This is a genomic window from Cyanobium sp. N5-Cardenillas, assembly GCF_024345515.1.
Lineage (GTDB): Bacteria > Cyanobacteriota > Cyanobacteriia > PCC-6307 > Cyanobiaceae > Cyanobium.
This window is the reverse complement of record NZ_JAGQBG010000009.1, coordinates 1-22,291: the sequence shown is the minus strand read 5'-3', so window position 1 is coordinate 22,291 and position 22,291 is coordinate 1. Positions and strand designations below refer to the sequence as shown.

Annotated in this window: 19 protein-coding genes; 7 read left to right on the top strand and 12 right to left on the bottom strand. The window is 70.2% G+C overall.

What is annotated here, in order from left to right; all coding sequences use genetic code 11:
* Positions 1-96: 96 nt before the first annotated feature.
* Both katG and KBZ04_RS01490 read left to right on the top strand, forming a co-directional pair.
* Positions 97-2,319, top strand: coding sequence for a catalase/peroxidase HPI (gene katG, locus KBZ04_RS01495; RefSeq protein ID WP_254990144.1), 2,223 nt, complete (start codon positions 97-99; stop codon positions 2,317-2,319).
* Between the two features lie 5 nt (positions 2,320-2,324).
* Positions 2,325-3,314 carry a hypothetical protein gene (locus KBZ04_RS01490; protein WP_254990143.1) on the top strand — a complete coding sequence of 330 codons (990 nt, stop codon included), beginning with the start codon at positions 2,325-2,327 and terminating at the stop codon, positions 3,312-3,314.
* Here the strand turns inward: KBZ04_RS01490 and KBZ04_RS01485 are convergent.
* Positions 3,208-4,548 (bottom strand): RNA polymerase sigma factor, encoded by a 1,341-nt coding sequence (locus KBZ04_RS01485; protein WP_254990142.1) that lies wholly within the window; start codon positions 4,546-4,548, stop codon positions 3,208-3,210. The genes KBZ04_RS01490 and KBZ04_RS01485 overlap by 107 nt on opposite strands.
* A gap of 1 nt (position 4,549) precedes the next feature.
* Positions 4,550-4,891 carry a YciI family protein gene (locus KBZ04_RS01480; protein WP_254990141.1) on the bottom strand — a complete coding sequence of 114 codons (342 nt, stop codon included), beginning with the start codon at positions 4,889-4,891 and terminating at the stop codon, positions 4,550-4,552.
* Between the two features lie 120 nt (positions 4,892-5,011).
* Between KBZ04_RS01480 and grxC the strand changes: the two genes are divergently transcribed.
* Complete coding sequence (gene grxC / locus KBZ04_RS01475; RefSeq protein ID WP_254990140.1) at positions 5,012-5,278, top strand: glutaredoxin 3; 267 nt, start codon at positions 5,012-5,014, stop codon at positions 5,276-5,278.
* Here the strand turns inward: grxC and KBZ04_RS01470 are convergent.
* Positions 5,275-5,724 (bottom strand): VOC family protein, encoded by a 450-nt coding sequence (locus KBZ04_RS01470; RefSeq protein ID WP_254990139.1) that lies wholly within the window; start codon positions 5,722-5,724, stop codon positions 5,275-5,277. The genes grxC and KBZ04_RS01470 overlap by 4 nt on opposite strands.
* A 98-nt stretch (positions 5,725-5,822) precedes the next feature.
* Here KBZ04_RS01470 and KBZ04_RS01465 point away from each other — a divergent pair, with 98 nt between their 5' ends.
* Positions 5,823-8,105 (top strand): FdhF/YdeP family oxidoreductase, encoded by a 2,283-nt coding sequence (locus KBZ04_RS01465; RefSeq protein WP_254990138.1) that lies wholly within the window; start codon positions 5,823-5,825, stop codon positions 8,103-8,105.
* Here KBZ04_RS01465 and KBZ04_RS01460 read toward each other — a convergent pair.
* From KBZ04_RS01460 to KBZ04_RS01450, 3 genes are read right to left on the bottom strand one after another with little or no spacing between them, the layout of a single operon-like run.
* Positions 8,090-9,142, bottom strand: coding sequence for a GTP 3',8-cyclase MoaA (locus KBZ04_RS01460; RefSeq protein WP_254990137.1), 1,053 nt, complete (start codon positions 9,140-9,142; stop codon positions 8,090-8,092). The genes KBZ04_RS01465 and KBZ04_RS01460 overlap by 16 nt on opposite strands.
* Before the next feature lie 10 nt (positions 9,143-9,152).
* Entirely contained in the window at positions 9,153-9,767 is a 615-nt protein-coding gene (locus KBZ04_RS01455) for a molybdenum cofactor guanylyltransferase (RefSeq protein WP_254990136.1), read from the bottom strand.
* The gene (locus tag KBZ04_RS01450; protein WP_315860021.1) at positions 9,764-10,267 is read right to left on the bottom strand and encodes a nitrate reductase associated protein; all 504 of its coding nucleotides are present in this window, start codon (positions 10,265-10,267) and stop codon (positions 9,764-9,766) included. Before KBZ04_RS01450 ends, KBZ04_RS01455 begins: the two co-directional genes overlap by 4 nt.
* A gap of 189 nt (positions 10,268-10,456) precedes the next feature.
* Between KBZ04_RS01450 and KBZ04_RS01445 the strand changes: the two genes are divergently transcribed.
* Positions 10,457-10,933: a redox protein gene (locus KBZ04_RS01445; protein ID WP_254957943.1), complete on the top strand. Its 477-nt coding sequence runs from the start codon at positions 10,457-10,459 to the stop codon at positions 10,931-10,933.
* Positions 10,934-10,942: 9 nt separating this feature from the next.
* Here KBZ04_RS01445 and KBZ04_RS01440 read toward each other — a convergent pair whose 3' ends face one another.
* The 6 genes from KBZ04_RS01440 to KBZ04_RS01415 all read right to left on the bottom strand — a co-directional run bounded on the left by KBZ04_RS01440 (position 10,943) and on the right by KBZ04_RS01415 (position 21,256).
* Positions 10,943-12,994 (bottom strand): putative bifunctional diguanylate cyclase/phosphodiesterase, encoded by a 2,052-nt coding sequence (locus KBZ04_RS01440; RefSeq protein ID WP_254990135.1) that lies wholly within the window; start codon positions 12,992-12,994, stop codon positions 10,943-10,945.
* A 307-nt stretch (positions 12,995-13,301) separates the two neighbouring features.
* Positions 13,302-15,395, bottom strand: coding sequence for a transglutaminase family protein (locus KBZ04_RS01435; protein ID WP_254990134.1), 2,094 nt, complete (start codon positions 15,393-15,395; stop codon positions 13,302-13,304).
* Between the two features lie 30 nt (positions 15,396-15,425).
* Positions 15,426-17,852, bottom strand: coding sequence for a glycogen/starch/alpha-glucan phosphorylase (locus KBZ04_RS01430; protein ID WP_254990133.1), 2,427 nt, complete (start codon positions 17,850-17,852; stop codon positions 15,426-15,428).
* Between the two features lie 106 nt (positions 17,853-17,958).
* Positions 17,959-18,858, bottom strand: a complete 900-nt coding sequence (locus KBZ04_RS01425) for a transglutaminase family protein (protein WP_254990131.1) — start codon at positions 18,856-18,858, stop codon at positions 17,959-17,961.
* Positions 18,843-19,823 (bottom strand): alpha-E domain-containing protein, encoded by a 981-nt coding sequence (locus tag KBZ04_RS01420; protein ID WP_254990130.1) that lies wholly within the window; start codon positions 19,821-19,823, stop codon positions 18,843-18,845. The genes KBZ04_RS01425 and KBZ04_RS01420 overlap by 16 nt, the downstream gene beginning before the upstream one ends.
* Positions 19,817-21,256 carry a circularly permuted type 2 ATP-grasp protein gene (locus KBZ04_RS01415; protein WP_254990128.1) on the bottom strand — a complete coding sequence of 480 codons (1,440 nt, stop codon included), beginning with the start codon at positions 21,254-21,256 and terminating at the stop codon, positions 19,817-19,819. Before KBZ04_RS01415 ends, KBZ04_RS01420 begins: the two co-directional genes overlap by 7 nt.
* Positions 21,257-21,446: 190 nt before the next feature.
* On the opposite strand from KBZ04_RS01415, the gene KBZ04_RS01410 reads away from it, so the two are divergent.
* Together KBZ04_RS01410 and KBZ04_RS01405 are read left to right on the top strand one after the other, a co-directional pair.
* Positions 21,447-21,938, top strand: coding sequence for a PilZ domain-containing protein (locus tag KBZ04_RS01410; RefSeq protein WP_254990127.1), 492 nt, complete (start codon positions 21,447-21,449; stop codon positions 21,936-21,938).
* A 77-nt stretch (positions 21,939-22,015) separates the two neighbouring features.
* Positions 22,016-22,291 (top strand): hypothetical protein (locus tag KBZ04_RS01405; protein WP_254990126.1); only part of this gene is annotated, 276 nt, incomplete at its 3' end.

The window sequence follows — 22,291 nt, the reverse complement described above, 5'->3', positions numbered from 1 at the left end:
ATTGTGAGCCGATCCACCCGGGTGTCTCAAGGACGTCCGGTTTCTTGACCTCGTTCCCACTCCTACATTCATTCAGCACCCACGCAGCGGCGGCGGATGGAAGGACTCTCCCCAGAGGCCGGTGCCGGCACCGGCGGCCAATGCCCCTTCCTGCACGGCATCCTCCGGGGCAGCACGGCCGGGGCCCGCTCCAACCGGGACTGGTGGCCGCGGCAGCTGAACCTGGCGGTGCTGCATCAGCACTCCCCCCTGGCGGATCCGATGGGCGGCGGCTTCGACTACGCCGCGGCGTTCCGCACCATCGACCTGGAGGCCCTGCGGCAGGACTTGGTCGCCCTGATGACCACCTCCCAGGACTGGTGGCCGGCCGACTACGGCCACTACGGGCCGTTCTTCGTGCGCATGGCCTGGCACAGCGCCGGCACCTACCGCATCCACGACGGCCGCGGCGGCGCCGGCTCCGGCACCCAGCGCTTCGCCCCGCTCAACAGCTGGCCCGACAACGGCAACCTCGACAAGGCGCGGCGCCTGCTCTGGCCCATCAAGCAGAGGTACGGCAGCGCCCTCTCCTGGGCCGACCTGATCATCTTCGCGGGCAACTGCGCCATCGAATCGATGGGCCTGCCCACCCTGGGCTTCGCCGGGGGCCGGCAGGACGTCTGGGAGCCGCCGATCGACATCGACTGGGGACCGGAGACCGAATGGCTGGGGGACAGGCGCTACAGCGGCGACCGTGAGCTGGAGGACCCACTCGGTGCCGTGCAGATGGGGCTGATCTATGTGAACCCCGAGGGGCCCAACGGCGAGCCCGACCCCATCGCCGCCGCCCGGGACATCCGTGAGACCTTCGCCCGCATGGCGATGGACGACGAGGAGACCGTCGCCCTGATCGCCGGGGGGCACACCTTCGGCAAGTGCCATGGCGCCGGCGATCCCGACCTGGTGGGGCCGGAACCCGAGGCGGCCAGCCTGGAGGAGCAGGGGCTGGGCTGGCGCAACCGCTTCGGCAGCGGCAAGGGGGACGACACGACCACCAGCGGCCTGGAGGGCGCCTGGACCGCCAACCCCGTGCAGTGGGACGGCGGCTACTTCGAGAACCTGTTCGGCTACGAATGGCAGCTGGAGAAGAGTCCGGCCGGGGCCTGGCAGTGGCGGCCCACCGATCCGGCGGCGGCGGACACCGTGCCCGATGCCCACGACCCGTCGAAGCGCCACGCGCCGATGATGGCCACCACCGATCTGTCCCTGCGGGTCGATCCGGCCTACCTGGAGATCTCCCGGCGCTTCCACGAGCACCCCGAGCAGCTGGGGGAGGCCTTCCGCCGGGCCTGGTTCAAGCTTGTCCACCGGGACATGGGGCCCCGCTCCCGCTACCTGGGCAGCCTGGTGCCGGAGGAGGTGATGCTCTGGCAGGACCCGATCCCCCCCGTCGACCACCCCCTGGTGGACGCGGGCGACATCGCCGCCCTCAAGGGGCGGATCCTGGACGCGGGGCTGCCCATCTCCCAGCTGGTGGCCACCGCCTGGGCCGCGGCCGCCAGCTTCCGCGGTTCCGACAAGCGCGGCGGCGCCAACGGCGGCCGGCTGCGCCTTTCCCCCCAGAAGGACTGGGAGGTGAACCAGCCCGCCAAGCTGGCCCGGGCCCTGGAGGCCTACGAGGTGGTCCGCCAGGCCTTCAACGGCTCCCGAGCCGACAGCAGGCGCATCTCCCTGGCCGATCTGATCGTGCTCGGTGGCTGCGCCGGCGTGGAGGAGGCGGCCCGCCGGGGCGGCCACACGGTGACGGTGCCCTTCACCCCCGGGCGCATGGATGCCTCCCAGGACGAGACGGACGCGGCCTCCTTCGCCGTGCTCGAACCAAAGGCCGACGGTTTTCGCAACTTCCTGCGGCCGGGCCTGCCGGCCGCCGCCGAGGAACTGCTCATCGACAAGGCCCAGCTGCTCAGCCTCACCGCCCCGGAGATGACGGCGCTGGTGGGGGGCCTGCGGGTGCTCGATGCCAACCACGGCAAGTCACGCCACGGGGTCTTCACCCACCGCCCCGAGACCCTCAGCAACGACTTCTTCGTGAACCTGCTGGACATGGGCACCACCTGGACAGCGACCTCCGAGGCGGAGGACAGCTTCGAGGGCCGCGACCGCCACACCGGCGACCTGCGCTGGACCGCCACCCGCGTCGACCTGATCTTCGGCTCCAACGCCCAGCTGCGGGCGATCGCCGAGGTGTACGCCTCCGCCGACGCCGGTGAGCGCTTCGTGGCCGCCTTCGTGGCGGCCTGGAGCAAGGTCATGGACCTCGACCGCTTCGAGATCGCCTGAACGCCATGAACCCTCTCCTCTCCGCGCAACCGCCCCCGGAACGCCGCGAGGCCATCGGCCGGGCCGGCCTGGGCAGCCTGCTGGCGATCGCCACCGAAGGCGGGCCGCCCAGCCCCATGGCCCTGCGCACGATCACCGCCATCCGGGACCACCTGCTCCGGCTGCCCATTCCGCTCGAGGAGCTGGAGCCCCTGACGCCGGAGCAGCTGGCGGCGGCGGTGCCGGAGCCCGAGTGGCGTGAGCGGATCCTGCGCGGCATGACCGTGCTGGCCCTGCTCGAGGACTCCCCTGGCGAGGCTCGCCTGGCCCGGCTGGAGGCCACGGCCCGGGCGCTGGCCATCGACGCTGCCCCGGTGCAGGCCTTCCACCACGTGCTCGAGCACCAGTTCAACCTGGTGCGCCTCGACATCATGCGGCGGGGGTTCCAGCGGGGGGCCGCCGCGGCCTACGTGCGCGATGAGGGCCCCGCCGGAGCCCTGCAGATCGCCCGCTCGCTGCTGAAGCGGGAGGATCCCGCCCTCGCCCGCCGCTACCGGGCCCTGGCGGAGCTGCCCCACGGCAGCCTCGGCCGGGCCTACCTGGCCTTCATCGACGCCAACGGCTTCAGCGTTCCCGGCGAGCTGGGCGGGCCGCCGCCGCCGGTGGTGCGCCATGACTGCTGCCACGTGCTCGGCGGCTACGGCACCAGCCCCAGCGAGGAATGCGGGGTGCTCGGCTTCCAGGCCGGCTTCGGCCGCAACGACCCCTTCTTCACGATCCTCTTCGGCCTGGCCCAGTTCCAGCTGGGCATCGGCTCGACCCCTGTGACGGCGGCCGAGACCGGCCAGGCGGATCCGGTGGTGATCTTCCGCGGCCTGGAGCACGGCCTCGGCGTCACCCGGGACCTGATCAGCGACTGGGATCCCTGGGACGACTTCCCCCTGCCCCTGGAGGAGGTGCGCCGCCGGTACGACATCCGGCCGCGTCAGGAGGTGGGGGCAGACCCGGCACCCTGAGTGGCGGTTCGGCCCGGTGCCGTTGGCCCAGGAACGCCCGCACCGCCGGATCGTCCGCCAGGGCGATGGCGCGCCGGTAGGCCTGTTGGGCTTCACCGGCCTGGCCGGTCCGCCGCAGCAGGTGGGCCCGCAGCGCCCACCAGGGCTGGTGCTCCCGCAGGGCCGGCTCGGCGGCCGCCATGGCGTCCAGTTCGGCCAGGGCGCCGGCGGGGCCCGCCAGCTCGGCCAGCACGGCGATCCGGCTCACCCGGGCCCCCGCACTCGGGGCCAGGGCCAGCAGGGCGTCGTAGAGCCCCAGCAGGGCCGGCCAGTCGACCCTGCCGCTGACGGCACGGTGGGCATGGAGCGACTGGATCGCCGCCTCCAGCTGGAAGCGCCCGGGCCGGGCCGCCCGGGAGGCCTGGGTCAGGGCCGCCTCGGCTTCGGCGATCAGGGCGGCGTCCCACTGCCCCGGCTCCTGCTCCAGCAGCGGCACATAGCTGCCGTCAGCAGCCCGCCGGGCCCCGTGGCGCGCCTCGCAGTGCAGCAGCAGGGCGAGCAGGCCGCGGGCCTCCGGCTCCTCGGGCAGCAGGGAGGCGCAGAGACGCGCCAGCAGCACCGCCTCCTGGGTCAGCCCCCGGTCGCGGCCGTCTTCGCCGTGGCCATCCCAGCCGCTGGTGTAGGCGGCATAGATCGCCTGCAGCACCGCCGCCGAGCGCGCCGGCAGGGCCTCGGCGGCCGGCAGCACGAAGGGGATGCCGGCATCGCGGATCTTGGCCTTGGCCCGCACCAGCCGCTGCCCCATGGTGGCCGGAGCCACCAGGAAGGCGGCGGCGATCCGGGAGGCGTTGAGCCCCAGGACGGTCTGGAGCATCAGTGGCGCCTGGATCCCCGGATCGATCGCCGGGTGGGCGCAGAGAAACAGCAGCCGCAGCCGCTCGTCGGGAATCTCCATGGCGTTCGCAGAGGTGTCCGGATCCAGGCCGGGGGCCGCGGCGTCCAGCTCCGGCAGCAGCTGCTCCAGGGTCCGGTCGCGGCGGGCCCGGTCGATCAGACGCGGCCGGGCCACCACCAGCAGCCAGGCCTCGGGCGCCCGTGGCACCCCCTCGCTGGGCCAGCGCCGCAGGGCGGCGAGGAAGGCATCGCCAAGGGCGTCCTCCGCCGCCGCCACATCGCCGCAGCGGGCGGTGAGCCAGGCCACCAGCTTGCCGAAGGACTGCCGTGCCGCCAGCTCCGCCGCCCGCCGCCCCTCCATCTCAGGGGGCTTCCATGGCGAGCACGGGCCGCACCTCCACGGCGCAGCGCTCCGCCGCCGGGCAACGGGCGGCCCAGGTAAGGGCGGCGTCGAGGTCGGGCACATCGATCAGGAAGAAGCCGCCCAGCTGCTCCTTGCTGTCGGGGAAGGGCCCGTCCTGCACCTGCCGCTCGCCGTGGCGCAGGCGCACGGTGGTGGCGGTGTGGGTGGGCTGGAGGGCCTCGCCACCGGCCATGTGGCCGGCCTCGGCTAGGGCCTGGCTGTAGGCGGCGTAGGCCGGCATCAGGCCGGGGCGGTCGGCGAAGTCCTGCTCGCTTTCGTAGATCAGAACGGGGTACTGCATGGTGGGGAACCAGGGGGTTGGTGGGTCGCGCCGGCTCCGGGGGAGCAGGCGTCACGTCCATGACGACCGGACCGGGGCGGTTTCGACAGAATGGCCACACCCGACTCACCCACGCTTTCCATGCCCAAGGTCGAGATCTACACCTGGCGCTTCTGCCCGTTCTGCATCCGGGCCAAGCAGCTGCTGGACCGCAAGGGCGTGACCTACACCGAATACGTCATCGACGGCGACGAGGACGCCCGTGACGCGATGGTGGCCCGGGGCAGCGACGGCCGCCGCTCGGTGCCCCAGACCTTCATCGACGGGGCCCATGTGGGCGGCTGCGACGACCTCTACGCCCTCGAGCGCCAGGGCCGCCTGGATGCGCTGCTGGCCGTGGCCAGCTAGGGGCTGGCCTCAGCCTTCCATTCCGCCAGCTCTACGGTGATGCCCTCCGGACCCCGGAGGAACACCAGCTTGCGGTGATGAAAGTCCATGACGGCGTTGCGGAGCTGGACGCCCGACGCCTGCAGCCGGGCCACCGTGGCCTCCAGGTCGTCGACGGCGAAGCAGATGTGGTTGAACCCCACCCGGGCCAAGTTGTCCATGGCCGGCTCGGGGAGGGGCTCCGGGTGGCGGTAGTGCAGCAGCTGCACCTCCAGGCGCGGGGTGGCCCCGGCCAGCACCAGCGTCACATGGTCCGCCTGAATGCCCTCCACCCCCATGTAGTCGGAAAACTGGGGCCCGCTGATCAGCACGGCCTTGTCCTCCACGAACCCCAGCAGGCCGAAGAAGCGCCGGGCCGCCGCGAGGTCCCGCACAACGACGGTGACGTGATCGAAATGCCGGATCATGGTCGCCTCACGCTCCGCCGCTGGCCCATTCTCGCTGGGCCCAGCCCTCCACCCGGAGTGCCCAGCGGCCAGAGTGAGTGCCGACTCCGGCCGGCCCCATGAGCGACAACGCCAGCCCCGCCGATGCCGCCACGCCCGGCCAGGGCGGCGGCTGGCCCCTGATCGACGGCTGGGCCAAGGCCACCCTCTCGCCGCGGGGGCCGAAGCTCTGGCAGACCCTCAACCACAAGAGCGCCTGCCTCTCCTGCGCCTGGGGCACGGGCGGCCAGCACGGGGGCTTCGTCGACGAGCTGGGGGAGCCGCTGCAGCGCTGCCTCAAGAGCGTCGAGGCGATCATGGCCGAACTGCAGCCGGCGGTGAGCGAGGGGGTGTTCGGCCGCCGCAGTCTGGCGGACCTCCAGCAGCTCTCCTCGATGGAGGCCGACCGCCTCGGCCGCCTCAGCCACCCCCTGCTGCTGCGCGAGGGCCGCAGCCACTACGAGCGCATCGGCTGGGACGACGTGTTCGCCATCGCCGAGGCCGCCTTCCGGCGCCCGCCGGAGCGGGTGGCCTCCTACAGCTCGGGCCGCTCCTCCAACGAGGCCGCCTACCTGCTGCAGCTGCTGCTGCGGGCCATGGGCTCCAACAACCTGGCCGACTGCTCCGACCTCTGCCACGCCCCCTCCACCGTGGGGCTCAACGCCGTCTTCGGCTCGGGCACCTCGATGGTGAGTCTGGAGAGCCTGCAGCAGGCCGACTGCGTGGTGCTGGTGGGCTCCAACGCCCCGGCCAACCACCCGCGGCTGATGAATGAGCTGATCAAGCTGCGCCAGCGGGGCGGCACGGTGATCGTCATCAACCCGGTGATCGAGGTGGGGCTGCTGAAGTTCGGCTCCCCCGCCTTCCCGATCCGCTCGATGCTGGCGGGCTCGGAGATCGCCTCCCTGTTCCTGCAGCCCGTGCCGGGCAGCGACACTGCCGTGTTCCTGGGGCTGCAGAAAGCCCTGCTGGAGGCCGGCGCCGTGAAGCGCGATTTCCTGGCCGCCCATGCCGAGGGCTGGGAGGCGCTGCTGGAGCAGCTGGAGGCCACCTCCTGGGAAGCGATCACCGCCAGCTGCGGTCTGAGCCGCCAGGAGCTGGAGCACGCCGCCGCCGTGATCGCCGCGGCCCGGGGCGTGGTGTTCGCCTGGGCGATGGGCATCACCCACCACGCTAACGGCATCGACAACGTGCAGGCGATCGCCAACACCGCCCTGCTCAGCGGCAACGTGGGCCGGCCCGGCGCCGGCACCATGCCGATCCGGGGGCACTCCAACGTGCAGGGCTTCGGCTCGATGGGGGTCACCGTCAAGCTGCGGGCGGAGATGCAGCAGGCCCTCGAGCAGCTGCTGGGGCGGCCCCTGAGCCGGGTGCCCGGCTACGACACCCGCGCCCTGATCGCGGCCGCCGATGCCGGCCGGGTCGACAGCCTGCTGTGCCTGGGGGGCAACCTCTGGGGCGCCAATCCCGACAGCGCCGAGGCGAGGCGCGCCCTGGGCCGGATCGACACGATCCTGTACCTGGCCACCAAGCCCAACCAGGGCCATTTCCACGGCCTGGCCGCCCGCCAGACCCTGGTGCTGCCGGTGTTCAACCGCTTCGAGACCCCGCACCGCACCACCACCGAATCGGGCAACAACTACGTGCGCCTCAACGAGCCGGGCCGCACCCACCTGGCCGGCGCCGACCTGATCAGCGAGGTGGCGTTCCTGGCCGAACTGGCCCGGCGGCTGATGGGCACGGTTCCGATCGACTGGGGGCAGCTGCAGGATCCGTCCTACGTGCGGGACCTGATCGGCCGCACCGTGCCCGGCTACGGCCCGATCGCCCGCATCGATGCCACCCGGCAGGAGTTCAGCGTCGAGGGGCGCCTGTTCGACACCCCGACCTTCCCCACCCCCAGCGGCCGGGCCCGGGTGGCGCCCACCCCCCTGCCCGAACTCACGCTGCCGGTGGCGGAGCACTTCGGCGGCCTCGGCCCGGGGGAAGGGGGCCTGGTGCTGGCCCTGATCACGGCCCGCAGCTACGGCCAGCACAACACCGTCGTCTACAAGGCCGGCGACAGCTACCGGGGCATGCCCCACCGCCACACGATCCTGATGAACCGTGCCGACCTGCGCCGCTGCGGCCTGGCGGCCCACCAGCGGGTCACGGTGCAGGGGGAAGCGGGCGCCCTGGAGGGCGTGGAGATCATCCCCGGCGAGATCCGCGAGGGGGCGGCGCTGATGTTCTACCCGGAGGTGAACGTGCTCATGAAGGCCGTCATCGACCCCCGCTGCGGCACGCCGGCCTTCAAGCGGGTGCCGGTGCTGGTGCGGGGGGCGGTGGCTGCAGCGTCCGGAGCCGCTCAGCCCCCCAGGTAGGCCATCTCCGCCGACGCCGGCCGCCGCTCGGCCGCTTCCTGGCGCTCCTCGCTCCAGCGGTCGCGGCGGGCGCGCCACAACCCCTCCAGCGCCTGCCGCAGCCGGGCTGGGTCGGGCCGGGGCCGCAGCCAGGGCTTCAGGTCGGTGCCGTCGGCGGCGAACAGGCAGCTGTAGGCCACCCCGTCGGCGGTGATCCGCAGCCGGTTGCAGTCGCCGCAGAAGGGCGCCGTGATCGAGGCCACCACCGCCAGGTGCAGCCCATCCCGGTCGCGGTAGCGCCAGCGACCGGCGGTGCCGTGGGGCGCCCGTCCCTCCGGCTCCAGCGGCCAGGCCGCCCCGATGCGGGCCACCATCTCGGCCGCCGGCAGCACCTGCTCCGGCAGCCAGCCGTTGCGGTTGCCCACGTCCATGAACTCGATCAGGCGCAGCTCCAGCCCCTGCTGCCGGGCCAGCTCCGCCAGGGGCAGCAGCTGGTCGGCATTGCCCGAGCGGGTGATCACCGCGTTCAGCTTCAGCGCGCCGCGGGCCGGATCGAAGCCGGCCTCTCTGGCGTGCTGGATCCCCGCCAGCACCTTCTCCAGCGCGACGCCGCCGGCAGCCGCACCGGCCAGGCCGGCCATGCGGGCCACGCTGGCCCCGTCGGTGCCGTCCAGGCTGAGGGTGATCCGGTCGAGCCCCGCCGCCTTGAGCTGCCGGGCCCGATCGGCACTGAGCAGCACCCCGTTGCTGGTGAGGGCGATCTCCCGCAGGGCGCCGCGGGGATCGTTGGGGTCACGCCGCCGCAGCGGCTGCAGGGCGGCGATCAGCGCCTCCAGCTGCCGGTGCAGCAGGGGCTCGCCGCCGGTGAGGCGAAGCGTGTGCACACCCAGGCCCACGGTGGTCTCCACCAGGGCTACCCGTTCCGGCAGGGTCAGCAGATCGGGCGGGTCCTCGAGATCGGGGCAGCAGTAGGGGCAGGCCAGGTTGCAGCGGGCCGTCAACGACAGCCGCAACACCCCCAGGGGCCGGCCATGCAGATCCAGGGGACGCTCCGCCATGGCAGGAAAGCTAGGGCCAGAGGCCGGTGGCGTCGTCGGGCCGGTTGGCATTGCGCAGGCCCGCGGGCGGCAGGGGCACCGCCACCACCGCCTCCCCCGCCAGCCAGTCCTGCAGCCGCCGGCCGCCCGCCGCCGTGAAGGCACGCAGCCGCTGGCGGCGGCCGGGATGGGCGGGGTAAACCCCCAGCAGCGGCTGCAGCCGCCGGCCGTCATGGGCCAGGTGGATGGCGGTGGGGGTCTGGGCGGCACCGGCGTGGCCAGCGGTAGCCGCCAGCAGGGCGTCGAGGGCGGCGGCCTCCAGCCAGGGCATGTCCACAGGGCAGAGCAGTAGGTCCTGATCGGGGTAGAGCGCCATCAGGCGCTCAAGGGCCAGCAGCGGCCCCTCCCGGGGTGGCGGCTCCTCCAGAACCGTGATCGGCTGGCCCAGCCCGTCCCGCAGGGGCCGCGCCAGGGCCTGGTGGGCCTGGTGGTGGCTGACCAGGGTGATCGGCAGCGGCAACGCCGCCAGCTGGGCCAGGTGGAACTCCAGCCAGGTGCCGCCGGCGGGATGGGGCAGCAGGGCCTTGTCCGTGCCCATGCGGCGGCTGACGCCGCCGCTGAGCAGGCAGGCCCGCAGGCCGCTCATGCTTCCAGGCCAAACTCGGCGAAGGCCCGCGGCAGGTTGCGGTGCTCATGGCCCGGATGGCTGAGCTTCACCAGGGCAAAACGCTGCAATTCATCCAGCGCTGCCCACGCGTGGGGTGGCAGGGTCAGGCCCTGCTGGCGGCAGGAGGCAAGCAGCACCTCCGGGGGGGCATCATCCTGTTGCCAGGGGACGCCGCAGGCGGGCTCCAGCCGGCCGGCGGTGCCGGCAGCCATGGTGGCGGTGCGCTGGCCGAGCCAGTGGTCGAGAGCCGCCAGGGCCTCGGGATCGTCGGGCCAGGCCAGCAGCCGCTGCCGTTCCCCCGCGCCGAGCTCGCCCCAGTGGCTCAGCTTCAGCTTGACGCCCACCAGATCCAGCTTGCGCCGCACCGCCATGGGGATGCAGCGCAGGTCGCCGACGAAGTCGGCCTCGAAGCCGAAACAATGGTCGTGGCGGCCCATGGGCCCGGGGAGCAGGAGGCTCACCTTAGGCAGCACCACCACCGAAACTGGCCCAGCGCCTGCGGGCTTTCGTAGCCGATCTCACCGTGGGACCCCGCCAGGATTAGGTTCACTGAAGAGACCGCAGAGGCTTCTGACGAAGTCGCTCCCATGACCGCCACCGTCCCGTCGAGAGACGAGCTGCAGGGCCGCCCAGCCGCCGGGGCAGCCCAGGGGCCCCGACCGGCTCCGATGTTCGAGCTGATCCCCTACGAGAAGTTCCGCGACACCCCCTCGGTGCGGTTCTTCGACATCACCGTGCCCACCTCGAACAAGCGGGATCTGGTGGTCCACTCCGGTCCGGCGGTGAGCCCGCCGGACTGCCAGGAGTCCGGCAGCTGGCAGTTCTATCTGCACCCCCACCAGGAGGACAACCTGCTGGCCATGCACGGCGGCCGCACCTTCTTCCTGGTCAACCTGGGATGGAACTACCCGTATCACATCGTCCGCCTCGACTGCGGCGGCGACATCCTCCGCATTCCCCCCGGCACCTTCCACCGTTCCGTCTCCGATCCCGATGGCTCCCTGGTGCTCAACCAGGCCGTGCGTGAGGAAGGTGCCAGCGTGGTGCGCGAGTTCCGCGTCTACAACAGCCACCGCATCCCCCGGCTGTTCGCGGTGACCTCCAAGACCGCCCCCCTGCCCAAACTCCACGGAGTCAGCTGGTAGCCGCTGGCCTCAGGCGGCGGCAGCACCCTGCAACAGGGCGCCGAAGTCATCGGCGGGCATCGGCCGGCCCAGCAGGTACCCCTGGAACTGGTCGCAGCCGAGGTTCTGGAGCATCCGCAGCTGCTCACGGGTTTCCACCCCTTCGGCCAGGGTCATCAGCCCCAGTTCCTTGGCCATCACGATCGTGGCCTTGACGATCGCCAGGTCGGCATCGTCATTGCCGAGGCGGTCGACGAAGAAGCGGTCGATCTTGAGCTTGTCGAGGGGCAGGGAGTGGAGCATGGCCAACGAGGAGTAGCCCGTGCCGAAGTCGTCGATCGCCAGGCTGAAACCGCTCTCGGCGAGCTGCCGCAGTTGTTCGCCGGCCCGGCCCGGATCGTTCAGCAGGGCCGTTTCGGTGATCTCCAGTTCGAGGTTCTGCGGCATCAGGTCGTAGGCCTGCAGTGCCCCGGCCAGCAGTTCGGCCAGGGAGGGGTGTTCGGCTCCCAGCTGCAGGGCCGAGATATTGATCGCCACCTTCCCCGGCCGCAGCCCCTGGCTGTGCCAGGCGTGCAGTTGCCGGCAGGCCTCCTCGATCACCCAGAGGCCGATGGTGTGGATCTGGCCGGTGCGTTCCGCCAGCGGAATGAACACATTCGGCGGAACCATCCGGCCGCTCTGGTCCCGCCAGCGCAGCAGGGCCTCGGCCCCGGCAATCCGGCTGCCACCCCGATCGATCTGCGGTTGGTAGAACAAGCTCAGCTGCTCCCGATCAATGGCCCGGGCCAGGCTCAGCTCCAGCTCCAGGCGCTCGCGCAACTGCAGGCTGATCTCCGGTGTGTAGAAGCGGAGCTGGTTCTTACCGTGCTGCTTGGCCTCCATCAGGGCCGTGTTGGCACAGCGCAGCAGGGTGTCGGGGTCGAGGCCGTGGTCCGGGGCCAGGGCCACCCCGAGCGAAGCGCTGGGCTGGACCGCCAGGCCCGTGCCCATCCCGGGGGTGTTGCCAAGGGTGCGACGGATGTCCTCCGCCCATGGCAGCACCTGGTCCCGCTCGGCCATGGCCAGGGGCCGAAGCAGAATGAATTCATCGCTGCCCACCCGGGCCAACCAGTCATCCGGCCGCATCAGATGGCGCAGGCAGGTGCCGCTGGCCCGCAGCACCTGGTTGCCGATCTCGTGGCCCAGGCTGTTGTTGATCGACTGGAAATTGTCGAGGTCGAGGTTGATCAGGGCGATGCTGTGATCCTTGCCGGCGCTGCGCAGCAGCCGGGCCAGCTGGCGGACGGCGGCGGCCTTGTTGGGCAGCCGGGTGAGGGGATCGACGAAAGCGATGCGCTCCAGCCGCTGCTGGATCTCGTGCTGCTCGCTGATGTCCTGAACCGTTCCCACCGTGGAGAGCGGCTGTCCGTCTTCGTCCAGGGTGGTGCGCCCCCGCTCCAGCACCACCTTGAGCAGGCCATGGCCAAGCAGCAGGCGGTGCTCGATCCGGTAGGGCCGACCGGAGCGGAAGGAGTCCTGGAAGGTGGCATCCACCAGGGAACGGTCCTCCGGATGCACCGTCCTGAGGAACACCTCGTAGGACGGCACCGTCTGCTCCGGGGCGGTGTTGAAGATGCTGTAGGCCTCGTTCGACCAGAGCAGTTCTCCGGTGCGATGGTTCAGCTCCCAGCTGCCCACGTGGGTGAGGCGCTCGGCCTCCTGCAGCAGCGAGCCCAGCCGGGAGCTTTCCCGCAGGGCCGTGTCGAGGTCGGTGCGGTCGCGATGGCTCACCAGGGCCACCAGCCGACCCTTCAACTCCAGCACCTGGTAACTCACGGACACATCCCGGCAGGTGCCGCAACGGGCCCGGTGGCGGGTGGCGAAGCTGCCCCTGGGCTGGCGCCGCATCGCCCGCAGCTGGTCCTGCATCAGGTCGTCGGCCCGGTCCCCGTCCGCCTGAATCGCGGCTGGATTCAGTGTGAGGAAATGCTCCCGGTCGTAGCCGAGCCGTTCGTGGGCGGAACGGTTGCAATCGATGAAATGGCCAGTGGCGAGATCAAGGACGACGAGATCATCGCTGCCCAGGTCAGCGGCAAAACGCAAAGCATCACCGACGCTGTCGACGCAAGGAATCAGCCCCTGTTCTGCCGGAGTGCTGAACCAGAAAGACTGCACTGATGCTTCCATTCACCAGGGATGTTAGGCATCGATTTCGGTGCTGACCAGACTGAGGAAGGAAATTCCCCATCACCCCTAGAGGGATTCGCGATAACTGCAGCCCTCCTGAAAATTGGACTGGGAACTCTGCCTCAGCCTGCCTGAAAAGTGAAGGAAAGAGAAGAATAGGAGGTCACTGATCTCCCGTCCGGGCGATGGTTTCGGTGCTTTTGCGCCGTCTTTGCTGAGGCGATCAGTCGATCCTCAGGTCGATGGTGAGGTCGGTGGGGCGCTGGCGCCCCTGCCAGGCGGGCGCGCCGGGAACGGGCCCGGGTGCCGGCACCGGGCAAGGTTCAAAGCGGTGGCCCTCCGGGTGCAGGCGATAGCCGACATCCCCGCCGGGGGTGCGCAGCACGAGGTCCAGCGGCATGTGCGGCTCGATCGCTGGGTGCAGGCACGGGTAGAGCCGCTGGAAACGGAAGCGCACCGCCAGCACCTGGACCGCCCCATCGACGGAGGGCTCCAGCGGCAGGGGGCGACCGTTCACCAGCAGCTGGCAGTCCCGGCGGAAGGGGGGGTTGGCCACCACCTCGAAACGGCGCAGGGAGCCGTCGATGAACCGGCTGGTGAAGCCCCCCTGCACCGGTGTGTCGCAGATCAGGGGCCAGGGCTCGGGGGTGGGCCGCAGTTCCAGGACCGGTGCCGCTTCGCTGGAGACCGCGTCCCCCTGCCACCGCAGCAGGGGCGGAAAGCGCCACTCCCAGATGGTCCGGAACGGCGCCGGATCGAGGACCAGGCCATCCGCCGCCAGGTCGGCCAGGATGGCCTCCAGATCGGCCCAGAGCTGGCTGGGCAGCAGCTGGCGGTCGTGCAGGGTGGAGCCCCAGTCGTGCAGCTGGGCGGGGCGGTGGCTGGGCTCCAGCAGGTGGGCCGCCAGGGCGGTCCAGAGCAGGGCGATGGTGCTGCTCCAGGCCATGCTGGGCAGGCTTTCCAGGGCCCGGAACTCCACCAGGCCCAGGCAGCCGGCCGGGGCCCCGGGATTCCAGAACTTGTCGAAGCTGATCTCGCTGCGGTGGTTGTTGCCGCTGCGGTCGGCATGGAGATGGCGCAGCGTTTCGCCGATCAGGCCCCGGAAATCTCCGAAGGGTTCGCTCGAGGGCTGGCCCTCCGCCTGCTCGATGGCGCGGTAGGCCAGCTCCAGATCGAAGCACTCGCCGATCGCCTCGTCCGGCCGTGGCGACTGGGAGGAGGGACCCACCCCCGGGCCGCAGAACAGATAGGCCAGCGACGGGTGCCGTTGCCAGTACCGCAGGATCCCCGTGAGCCAGGCCGGCCGGGAGAAGAAGGGATGGTGAGCCAGGTCGGGGCCGCCCCAGAGCAGATGGTTGCCGCCACCGGTTCCCTCCTGGCGGTCGTCGCCCAGGTCCTTCCAGCTGCGCAGGCCGACCCGCCCGCCGACCTCCTCCAGCCGCTGCAGCCACTGGTGGTACTCCAGCCAGCTGTGGCAGACGGGCAGGTTGATCTCCAGCACGCCCGGATCGGCCGTCAGGCCCAGCACCTGCCAGCGCTCGCCGGCATCGAAGGGCAGCACGCCGCTGAGCCTGGGTGCGGCCAGGTCGCCCAGGCTGTCGGCCACGGCCTGCAGCAGCAGGCGCAGGGGCTCGCGCTCCAGGGGCGGCAGGAACAGCTCCCAGCCGTCGGGATCGATCTCCAGGGTCAGCACCTGGCGGGGCACGTCCTCGGGGAGGTGCTCCAGCGGCAGGCGCAGGCCGGCCGGGCCGGGGGCGCCGGTGAGCTCCCGCAGGCGATCCTCCAGGGGCCAGGGGGCCACTGCCCAGGTCCCTGCCGCCGCCGGGTCGTCCGCCTCGGGCGGCGCCACACTCAGGGGGGCGGCCCAGACCCGGCGCTCGGGTTCAAAGGGGTCGCGCAGCACCACGGGCTGGAGTGCGATGCCCAGCCGTCCGCCCAGGCGCTCGAGCCAGGCCGGACCCTCGCTGGCCGTCAACGGTGCACCCTCCAGACCGGGCTGGCAGAGGCCTGGCCAGCGGACCGGCGCCGTGCCGTCGTCCCCCAGGAACAGGCGCAGGGCCCAGCGGGGATTGACCTCGCCGTCGTAACGCTTACCCGGGCAGTAGAGCAGCGTGCTGCCGGGCCAGACCCGTTGCTGCAGGTCCCGGGCCATGGCCCGGGCGATGGCCAGCTTGGTGGGGCCGTCGGCGGTGACGCTCCACTCCGGCCCCTCCGGCTCGAGGGGCACCAGGGTGGGCTCACCGCCGAGGGTGATCTGGATGCCGGCGGCGCGCAGGCGGGATTCGGCCGCCTCGGCCACCCGTTCCATCCAGCTCATGCGGGCCAGTTCATGCGGGTTGCGGAAGGCTCATGGGGACGGCTGGGGAATCACGCTGCAGGAATTGACGGGGACCGGGACCACCTTCCAGATGCGTTCGGCGTACTCCTGGATCGACCGGTCGCTGCTGAAGAAGCCGCAGCGGGCGGTGTTAAGCACCGACATCATGCTCCACCGTCCTGCGTCGGACCAGGCGCTGTCCACCTCATTCTGGGCGCGGCGGTAGTCGCCCAGGTCGGCCATCACCCGGAAGGGGTCGCTGCTGCAGAGGTTGGCCAGCAGCGGATGGAACAGGTCGCGGTCGCCTTCGCTGAAGTGGCCCGAACCGATCAGGTCGATGGCCTCCTTGGCCAGGGCGTCATTCTCCAGCCAGGGTATTGGGTGGTAGCCGTTGCGGTTGATGGCGGCCAGCTGCTCGGCGGTGTGGCCGAACAGGAAGAAGTTGTCGTCGCCGACCCGCTCACGGATTTCGATGTTGGCCCCGTCGAGAGTGCCGATCGTGAGGGCGCCGTTGAGGGACATCTTCATGTTGCCCGTGCCGGAAGCCTCCATGCCGGCGGTGGAGATCTGCTCGGAGAGATCCACCGCGGGATAGATCTTCTGGCCCAGCTTGACGCTGAAGTTGGGCAGGAAGATCACCCGCAGACGGCCATCCATCGCCGGGTCGATGTTGATGATCTCCGCCATGCCCACGATCAGGCGGATGATCAGCTTGGCCATGGCATAGCCGGGGGCCGCCTTGCCGCCGAAGATCACCGTGCGCGGCGGCAGATCCTCGCCGGCCCGCAGCCGCAGGTAGCGCTCCACCACCTGCAGGGCCGCCATGTGCTGGCGCTTGTACTCGTGGATGCGCTTCACCTGGACATCAAACAGGGAGGAGGGATCCACCAGGACGCCGGTGTCCTGGCGGATCGTGGCGGCCAGGCGCTCCTTGGCCTGCTGGCGCACCCCCTGCCAGCGCTCCAGGAAGCCGGCATCGGTGGCCAGGGGCTCCAGCTGCCGGAGCTGGTCGAGGTGCCGGCACCAGTCGGTGCCGATGGCGTCGTTGAGCAGGTCGGCCAGGGGCGGGTTGGCCACCGCCAGCCAGCGCCGCGGTGTGACGCCGTTGGTGATGTTGGTGAAGCGCTCCGGCCAGACCTGGGCGAATTCGGAGAACAGGTTCTCCTTGAGCAGGCGGCTGTGCAGCTCCGCCACGCCGTTGACCGTGTGGCTGCCCACCACCGCCAGGTGGGCCATGCGCACCTTGCGGTGCGGGCCCTCTTCGATCAGGGACAGCCGCTCCAGCAGGTCGGGCTGGCCGGGGAAGCGGATGCGCAGGGTGCGCAGGAAGCGGGCATTGATCTCGAAGATGATCTGCAGCTGGCGGGGCAGCAGCTGCTGGAACAGTTCCAGGCCCCAGGCCTCCAGGGCCTCGGGCAGCAGGGTGTGGTTCGTGTAGCTGATCGTGGCGGTGGTGATGCTCCAGGCGGTGTCCCAGTCGACCCCGTGATCATCGATCAGCAGGCGCATCAGCTCCGCCACCGCGATCGCCGGGTGGGTGTCGTTGAGCTGCACCGCGAACTTGCGGTGGAACTCCGTGACCGGAATCCCCTGGCTGCTGAGGATCCGGAACATGTCCTGCAGGGAGCAGGAGACGAAGAAGATCTGCTGGCTGAGCCGCAGGCGCTTGCCCTGCTCCAGCTCATCATTGGGATAGAGCACCTTGGAGAGGGTTTCCGACTGCACCTTGTGCAGCACGGCCCGGGTGTAGTCGCCGGCGTTGAAGGAGGCGAAATCGAAGGCGTCCGGCGCCTGGGCCGACCACAGCCGCAGGGTGTTGGCGGTGTGCACGCCATAGCCCAGGATCGGGGTGTCGTAGGCCACGCCGATCACGGTCTGGCCGCCGATCACCACCGGATAGCTCCATTCCGGCCGGATCACCTCCCAGGGGTTGCCGCGGGCCAGCCACGGGTCGGTGCTCTCCATCTGGCCGGTGGGGCCGATCTGCTGGCGGAAGATGCCGAACTCGTAGCGGATGCCGTAGCCGATGGCCGGCAACTCCAGGGTGGCCATCGACTCCTGGAAGCAGGCCGCCAGCCGGCCCAGGCCCCCGTTACCCAGGCCCGGTTCCGGCTCCTCCGCGAGCATTTCCTCGAGGGTGAGGCCGAGGGCGGCGCAGGCGGCCCGGGCCTCCTCCCGCAGCCCGAGGCTCACCAGGTTGTTCTCCAGGTGGGGCCCCAGCAGGAATTCCGCCGACATGTAGGTGGCGGTACGAACGTGCTGGCTGGTGTAGGTGTCCACGGTGTCCACCCAGCTGGTCAGGAGGATGTCCCGCACCGCCAGCGACAGACAGACGTAATGGTCGTGGGGGGTGGCGAGGGAGGCGGACTTGGCCTGGCTGGAGAACAGATGGCGGCGCATCGCCTCCAGGAGGGCCTGCCCCTTGGGTGGGCAGGGTGCGGGAGTGGAGCTTGCCATGGGGGAGATGCCTTGGGTGGCGACGTAGGATCTGTCCTGGCCTGGGGAGTGCCGCAGCCGCTGCACCATCGGATACAGGCGGGAGCTCCTTAAGAGTGGCTTTCTTTCAGCGCTGCAGCACCCCGTGCCAGGAAGCGCCCATGGGAGCGGACTCCAGCAGCTCCGCCTCGATGGTCCAGTCCAGTTCGCTTTCCACCCCGGTTGGACCCGAAAAACTTCCGTTCACCGCCGCGGTGAGGGCGGGCTTGGAGGAGGTGGCCAGGGTGATGTAGCGGTCGTCGATGCTGCCCTTGCCACTGGGGTCGAAGCCCCGCCAGCCCGCCCCGGGCAGGTAGACCTCCGCCCAGGCATGCAGGTCGTACTGCTTCGGCGCCGGCTCCACCAGGTGGTAGCCGCTCACGAACCGGGACGGCAGGCCGGCGCAGCGGCAGGTCTCGATCATCAGCATCGCCAGGTCGCGGCAGGAGCCGACCCGTTCCTTGAGGGTGCGGCCCGCCGGCCAGGCCGGCCCCACGTGTCGCTGGGTGTACTTGACCCGGTCCTTGATGATCTCCACCAGCTGTTCGAGGAACATCAGCCCGCGCTGGTCGCTACCCATCAGCGCTTCCTGGGCCAGATCCACCGCGGCGGGGTCGTGCTGGCCATTGGGCAGCCAACCCTCCAGGGAGCCCAGCAGATCGCCATTGAGATGGCCCACAGGGTAGGGGAGCAGGGGCTCCTGGTCCTCCAGGCACGTGGCCAGGGCCGGCGGCGGTGAGGTCTCCACATCGCTGATCGCCTGCACGCGGAAGTGATCGGTGCTGCCCTCGAAGCGGGCCCGCAGGATCTCATCACCACTGGCCGCCACCAGCGGATAGAGCAGGGACGGTTCCGGGCTAATGGCCAGGTGGAAATGGAGCAGGCGCTGGAAGCCGTGGCCCCGGGGCTTCAGGCAGAAACGGTGCGGCCCCAGGAACACAGGCGCGCTGTAGCGATAGTTGAAGGTGTGGGTCAGGCGGGCTCGCATGCCGCCTCCTGACTGGAGGTGCTGCTGGGGGGAGCGATGAAGTAGCGCGCTTCGATCAGCTCATGCAGGCGGTTCAGATCCGACTGGAAGTGGTCGATGGCTTCGTGCAGCCCGGTGGCGACGAGTTCGTCGATCCTGGTGAAACTCCAGTGGGCCAGGGTGAGCCCGATCAGGCACTCCAGATCGTCGGCGGGCCGCGGCACCGAACTGCCGCGGATGATCCGCAGCGTGTCGCTGATCCGCTCCAGGCAGTAACGCACCGAGCGGGGGAAGATCGGGTCCAGCAGCAGGAAGGCGGCCACGGCCTTGGGTTCGATCGCCTGCTGGCTCGACTGCCGGAACATCTGGTAAGCACCCGCCGAGCGCAGCAGGGAGATCCACTGCAGCTCGTCGAGCACGCCGCCCACCTCCTCGGGCGAAGGCAACAGCAGGAAGTATTTGACATCCAGGATCCGGGTGGTCTTGTCGGCCCGCTCCAGCAGTCGCCCGAGGCGACTGAACTGCCAGGAGAGGTCGCGGCTGAGGGTGGCGTCGGTGATCCCGTAGAACAGCTGGCAGGCGCGGCGGATCTCCCGCAGCTGTTCCTGGGGCGGTTGCAGCCAGAAGGTCTCCTCCTGCAGCGTCCAGTAGATGTCGTTGATCTGCTCCCACATCTCCGTGGTGATGACTTCACGGATCTGCCGGGCGTTCTCGCGGGCATTGCCGATGCAGTTGAGAACGCTGCTGGGGTTGTCCGTCTCCCGCACCAGGAAATGGATCACGGCCTCGGGGGTGACCACCGGGCAGAGCTCATCGAAGAGCTTGCGGTCACCGCTGGCCTCGATCAGGGGGAGCCAGGGCTCGGCGCTGCCGGGGGGACAGTCGAGGGCCATGGCCTCGCTCACTTCCACGAAACGGGAGATGTTCTCGGCCCGTTCGACGTTGCGGTTGATCCAGTAGAGGGAGTCGGCGACGCGGCTCAGCATGGGGCTTCATCCACGATCCAGGTGTCCTTGCAACCACCCCCCTGGGAGGAATTGACCACCAGGGAGCCGCGCCGCAGGGCGACGCGGGTAAGGCCACCGGGGCTCACCCAGGCCTCCTTGCCCCGCAGCACGTAGGGCCGCAGATCGACGTGGCAGGGGTACAACTCCCCTTCGCTCAGGGAGGGCACGGTCGAGAGTTCCAGCGTGGGCTGGGCGATGTAGTTGCGGGGGTTGGCCTGGATCTTGACGGCGAACTCGTCGATCTCCGCCTGGCTCGCGTGGGGGCCGATCAGCATGCCGTAGCCACCGGCCTCGGCCACCGCCTTCACCACCAGCTCCCCGAGGTGCTCGAGCACATAGGCCTGGTCGTCAGGCCTGGAGCAGATGTAGGTGGGAACGTTCTCGATGATGGGTTCTTCGTCCAGGTAGTAGCGGATCATCTTGCCCACATAGGCATAGATGAGCTTGTCGTCGGCCACGCCGGTACCCGGAGCATTGGCGATCGCCACCCGTCCCGCCCCGTAGGCCCCCATCAGACCCCGCACCCCCAGCAGGGAATCGCTGCGGAACACGGCCGGGTCGAGGAAGTCGTCGTCGATGCGGCGGTAGATCACATCCACCGCCTCCAGGCCGGCGGTGCTGCGCATCCAGACCCGGTCCCCTTCGCAGACCAGGTCGCGCCCCTCCACCAACTGGATGCCCATCTGCTGGGCGAGGTAGCTGTGCTCGAAATAGGCGCTGTTGAACACCCCTGGGGTGAGCAGCACCACCTTGGGGGTGTCGGTCCAGGGGGCCAGCTCCCGCAAGGTCTGCAGCAGGTGGGAGGGGTAGTCGTCGATGGGCTGGACCGTTCTCCCGGCGAACAGGCTCGGGAACATCCGCTTCATCACCCGCCGGTTCTCGAGGAAGTAGGCCACCCCCGATGGGCAGCGCAGGTTGTCCTCCAGCACTCGCCAGGTGCCGTCACCGTCGCGCACCAGATCCAGGCCCGAGATGTGGCACCAGCGGCCGAGGGGCGGCTGGAAGCCCTGCATCTGGGGCCGCCAGCCCTGGGAGCTTTCCACGTCGGCCCTGGGCACCACCCCGTCGGCCAGGATCTTCTGATCGCCGTAAACGTCAGCCAGGAAGCGGTCGATCGCCTCCAGTCGCTGAATCAGACCCCGCTCCAGGCGCTCCCAGTCCTGGGCCCCGATCAGACGGGGAAGGGGATCGAAGGGGAGAATCCGCTCGACGCCCTTGCTGTCGGAATCGTTGAGGCGGAAGGTGGCCCCGAGGCGCTTGAGCAGCATGCCGGCGGCCACGTGGTTGCGGTTCAGCTGGTCGAGGCCCATCTGGCCCAGGGACGACAGCAGCGGCTTGAGGGTGGCCCGGGGCTGGTCGGTGGAGGTGAAGTACTCGTCGTATCCCTGGTTCGGTTTGTACTGACTGAACATTCCAGGCCCTTCCACGCGGTTGGATCCTGCAGTGCCGCCGGGGTGGTCACCCGTTGCCGTTGTTACGAAAACCCGGGGCGCTGTCGGCCAATGGCGCCCCTACCGCTACATAGCCATAGCGTTTTGCTAAGGAACCTGCGCCGTGGGACTCACGGGGTTCAGAATGAACACAACTGGAGGGGTGGCTCGGATGCTGATCAACAAGCCCGGTTCCCAGTCATCAACCACCTCCTGCGCTGCGGGCGTCCTGCCGCGTGACCAGCAACGGACGTTGAGTCGCAAGGAGAAGCGGGCCTTCGCCCGTCACTCCATCGAGAGCTGCCGCACCATCGCCCTGCGGCCACTGGACGACGATCGCAAGCCCTGTGGCCGTTGGTTCCTCGCCGACATCGCCGACGTGGGCAAGGGCGGCATGTGCCTGATCGCGTCCGAGGACCAGTCCCTTGCGATGGGGCAATGGCTGCTGATGGATCTGCGCGCCCATCCCGGCTTTGGCCAGTTAAGGATGCAGGCCCAGTTGCGCTGGCTGACCAGGGCCCACTTCGCCCTCACCTTTGGTGTGGCCTTCGCCACCCCCCTCATGGAGGTGCCGGTGCTGTCGCTGGAGCGGCGCAACCTGCGCCGGGATCCCAACGAGGAGGACTGGGCCGTGGAGGAGGAGCGGGAACTGGCGCTGTCCTGAGCGGCCAACGGTGTGACACGCCGGCGCATTTTCAGTAAACTTTAGTCAGAAGTCCCGCGTGAAGCTCCTTGACCCGTATGCCCACACACGAGGCAGGCCTGGTCGCTGCTGGCATTGTCGCGGCTGGCCTGGCTCTGGCACCAGCACCGGTGGAGGCGATCGGCACCACCTTCAGCTTCAACCTCGGCAGCGGCACCGCCACGCCCACTGACCCGCTGGCCTCGCCCACCAAGACCTTCACCACCAGCGCCGACGGCCAGACCCTCAACCTGGTCTTTCAGAACGGCCTGCGTCCCAACGGCAACGCCAAGCCGGTGAGCGCGACCGCCGATGGCCTCTGCATCTACAAAGCC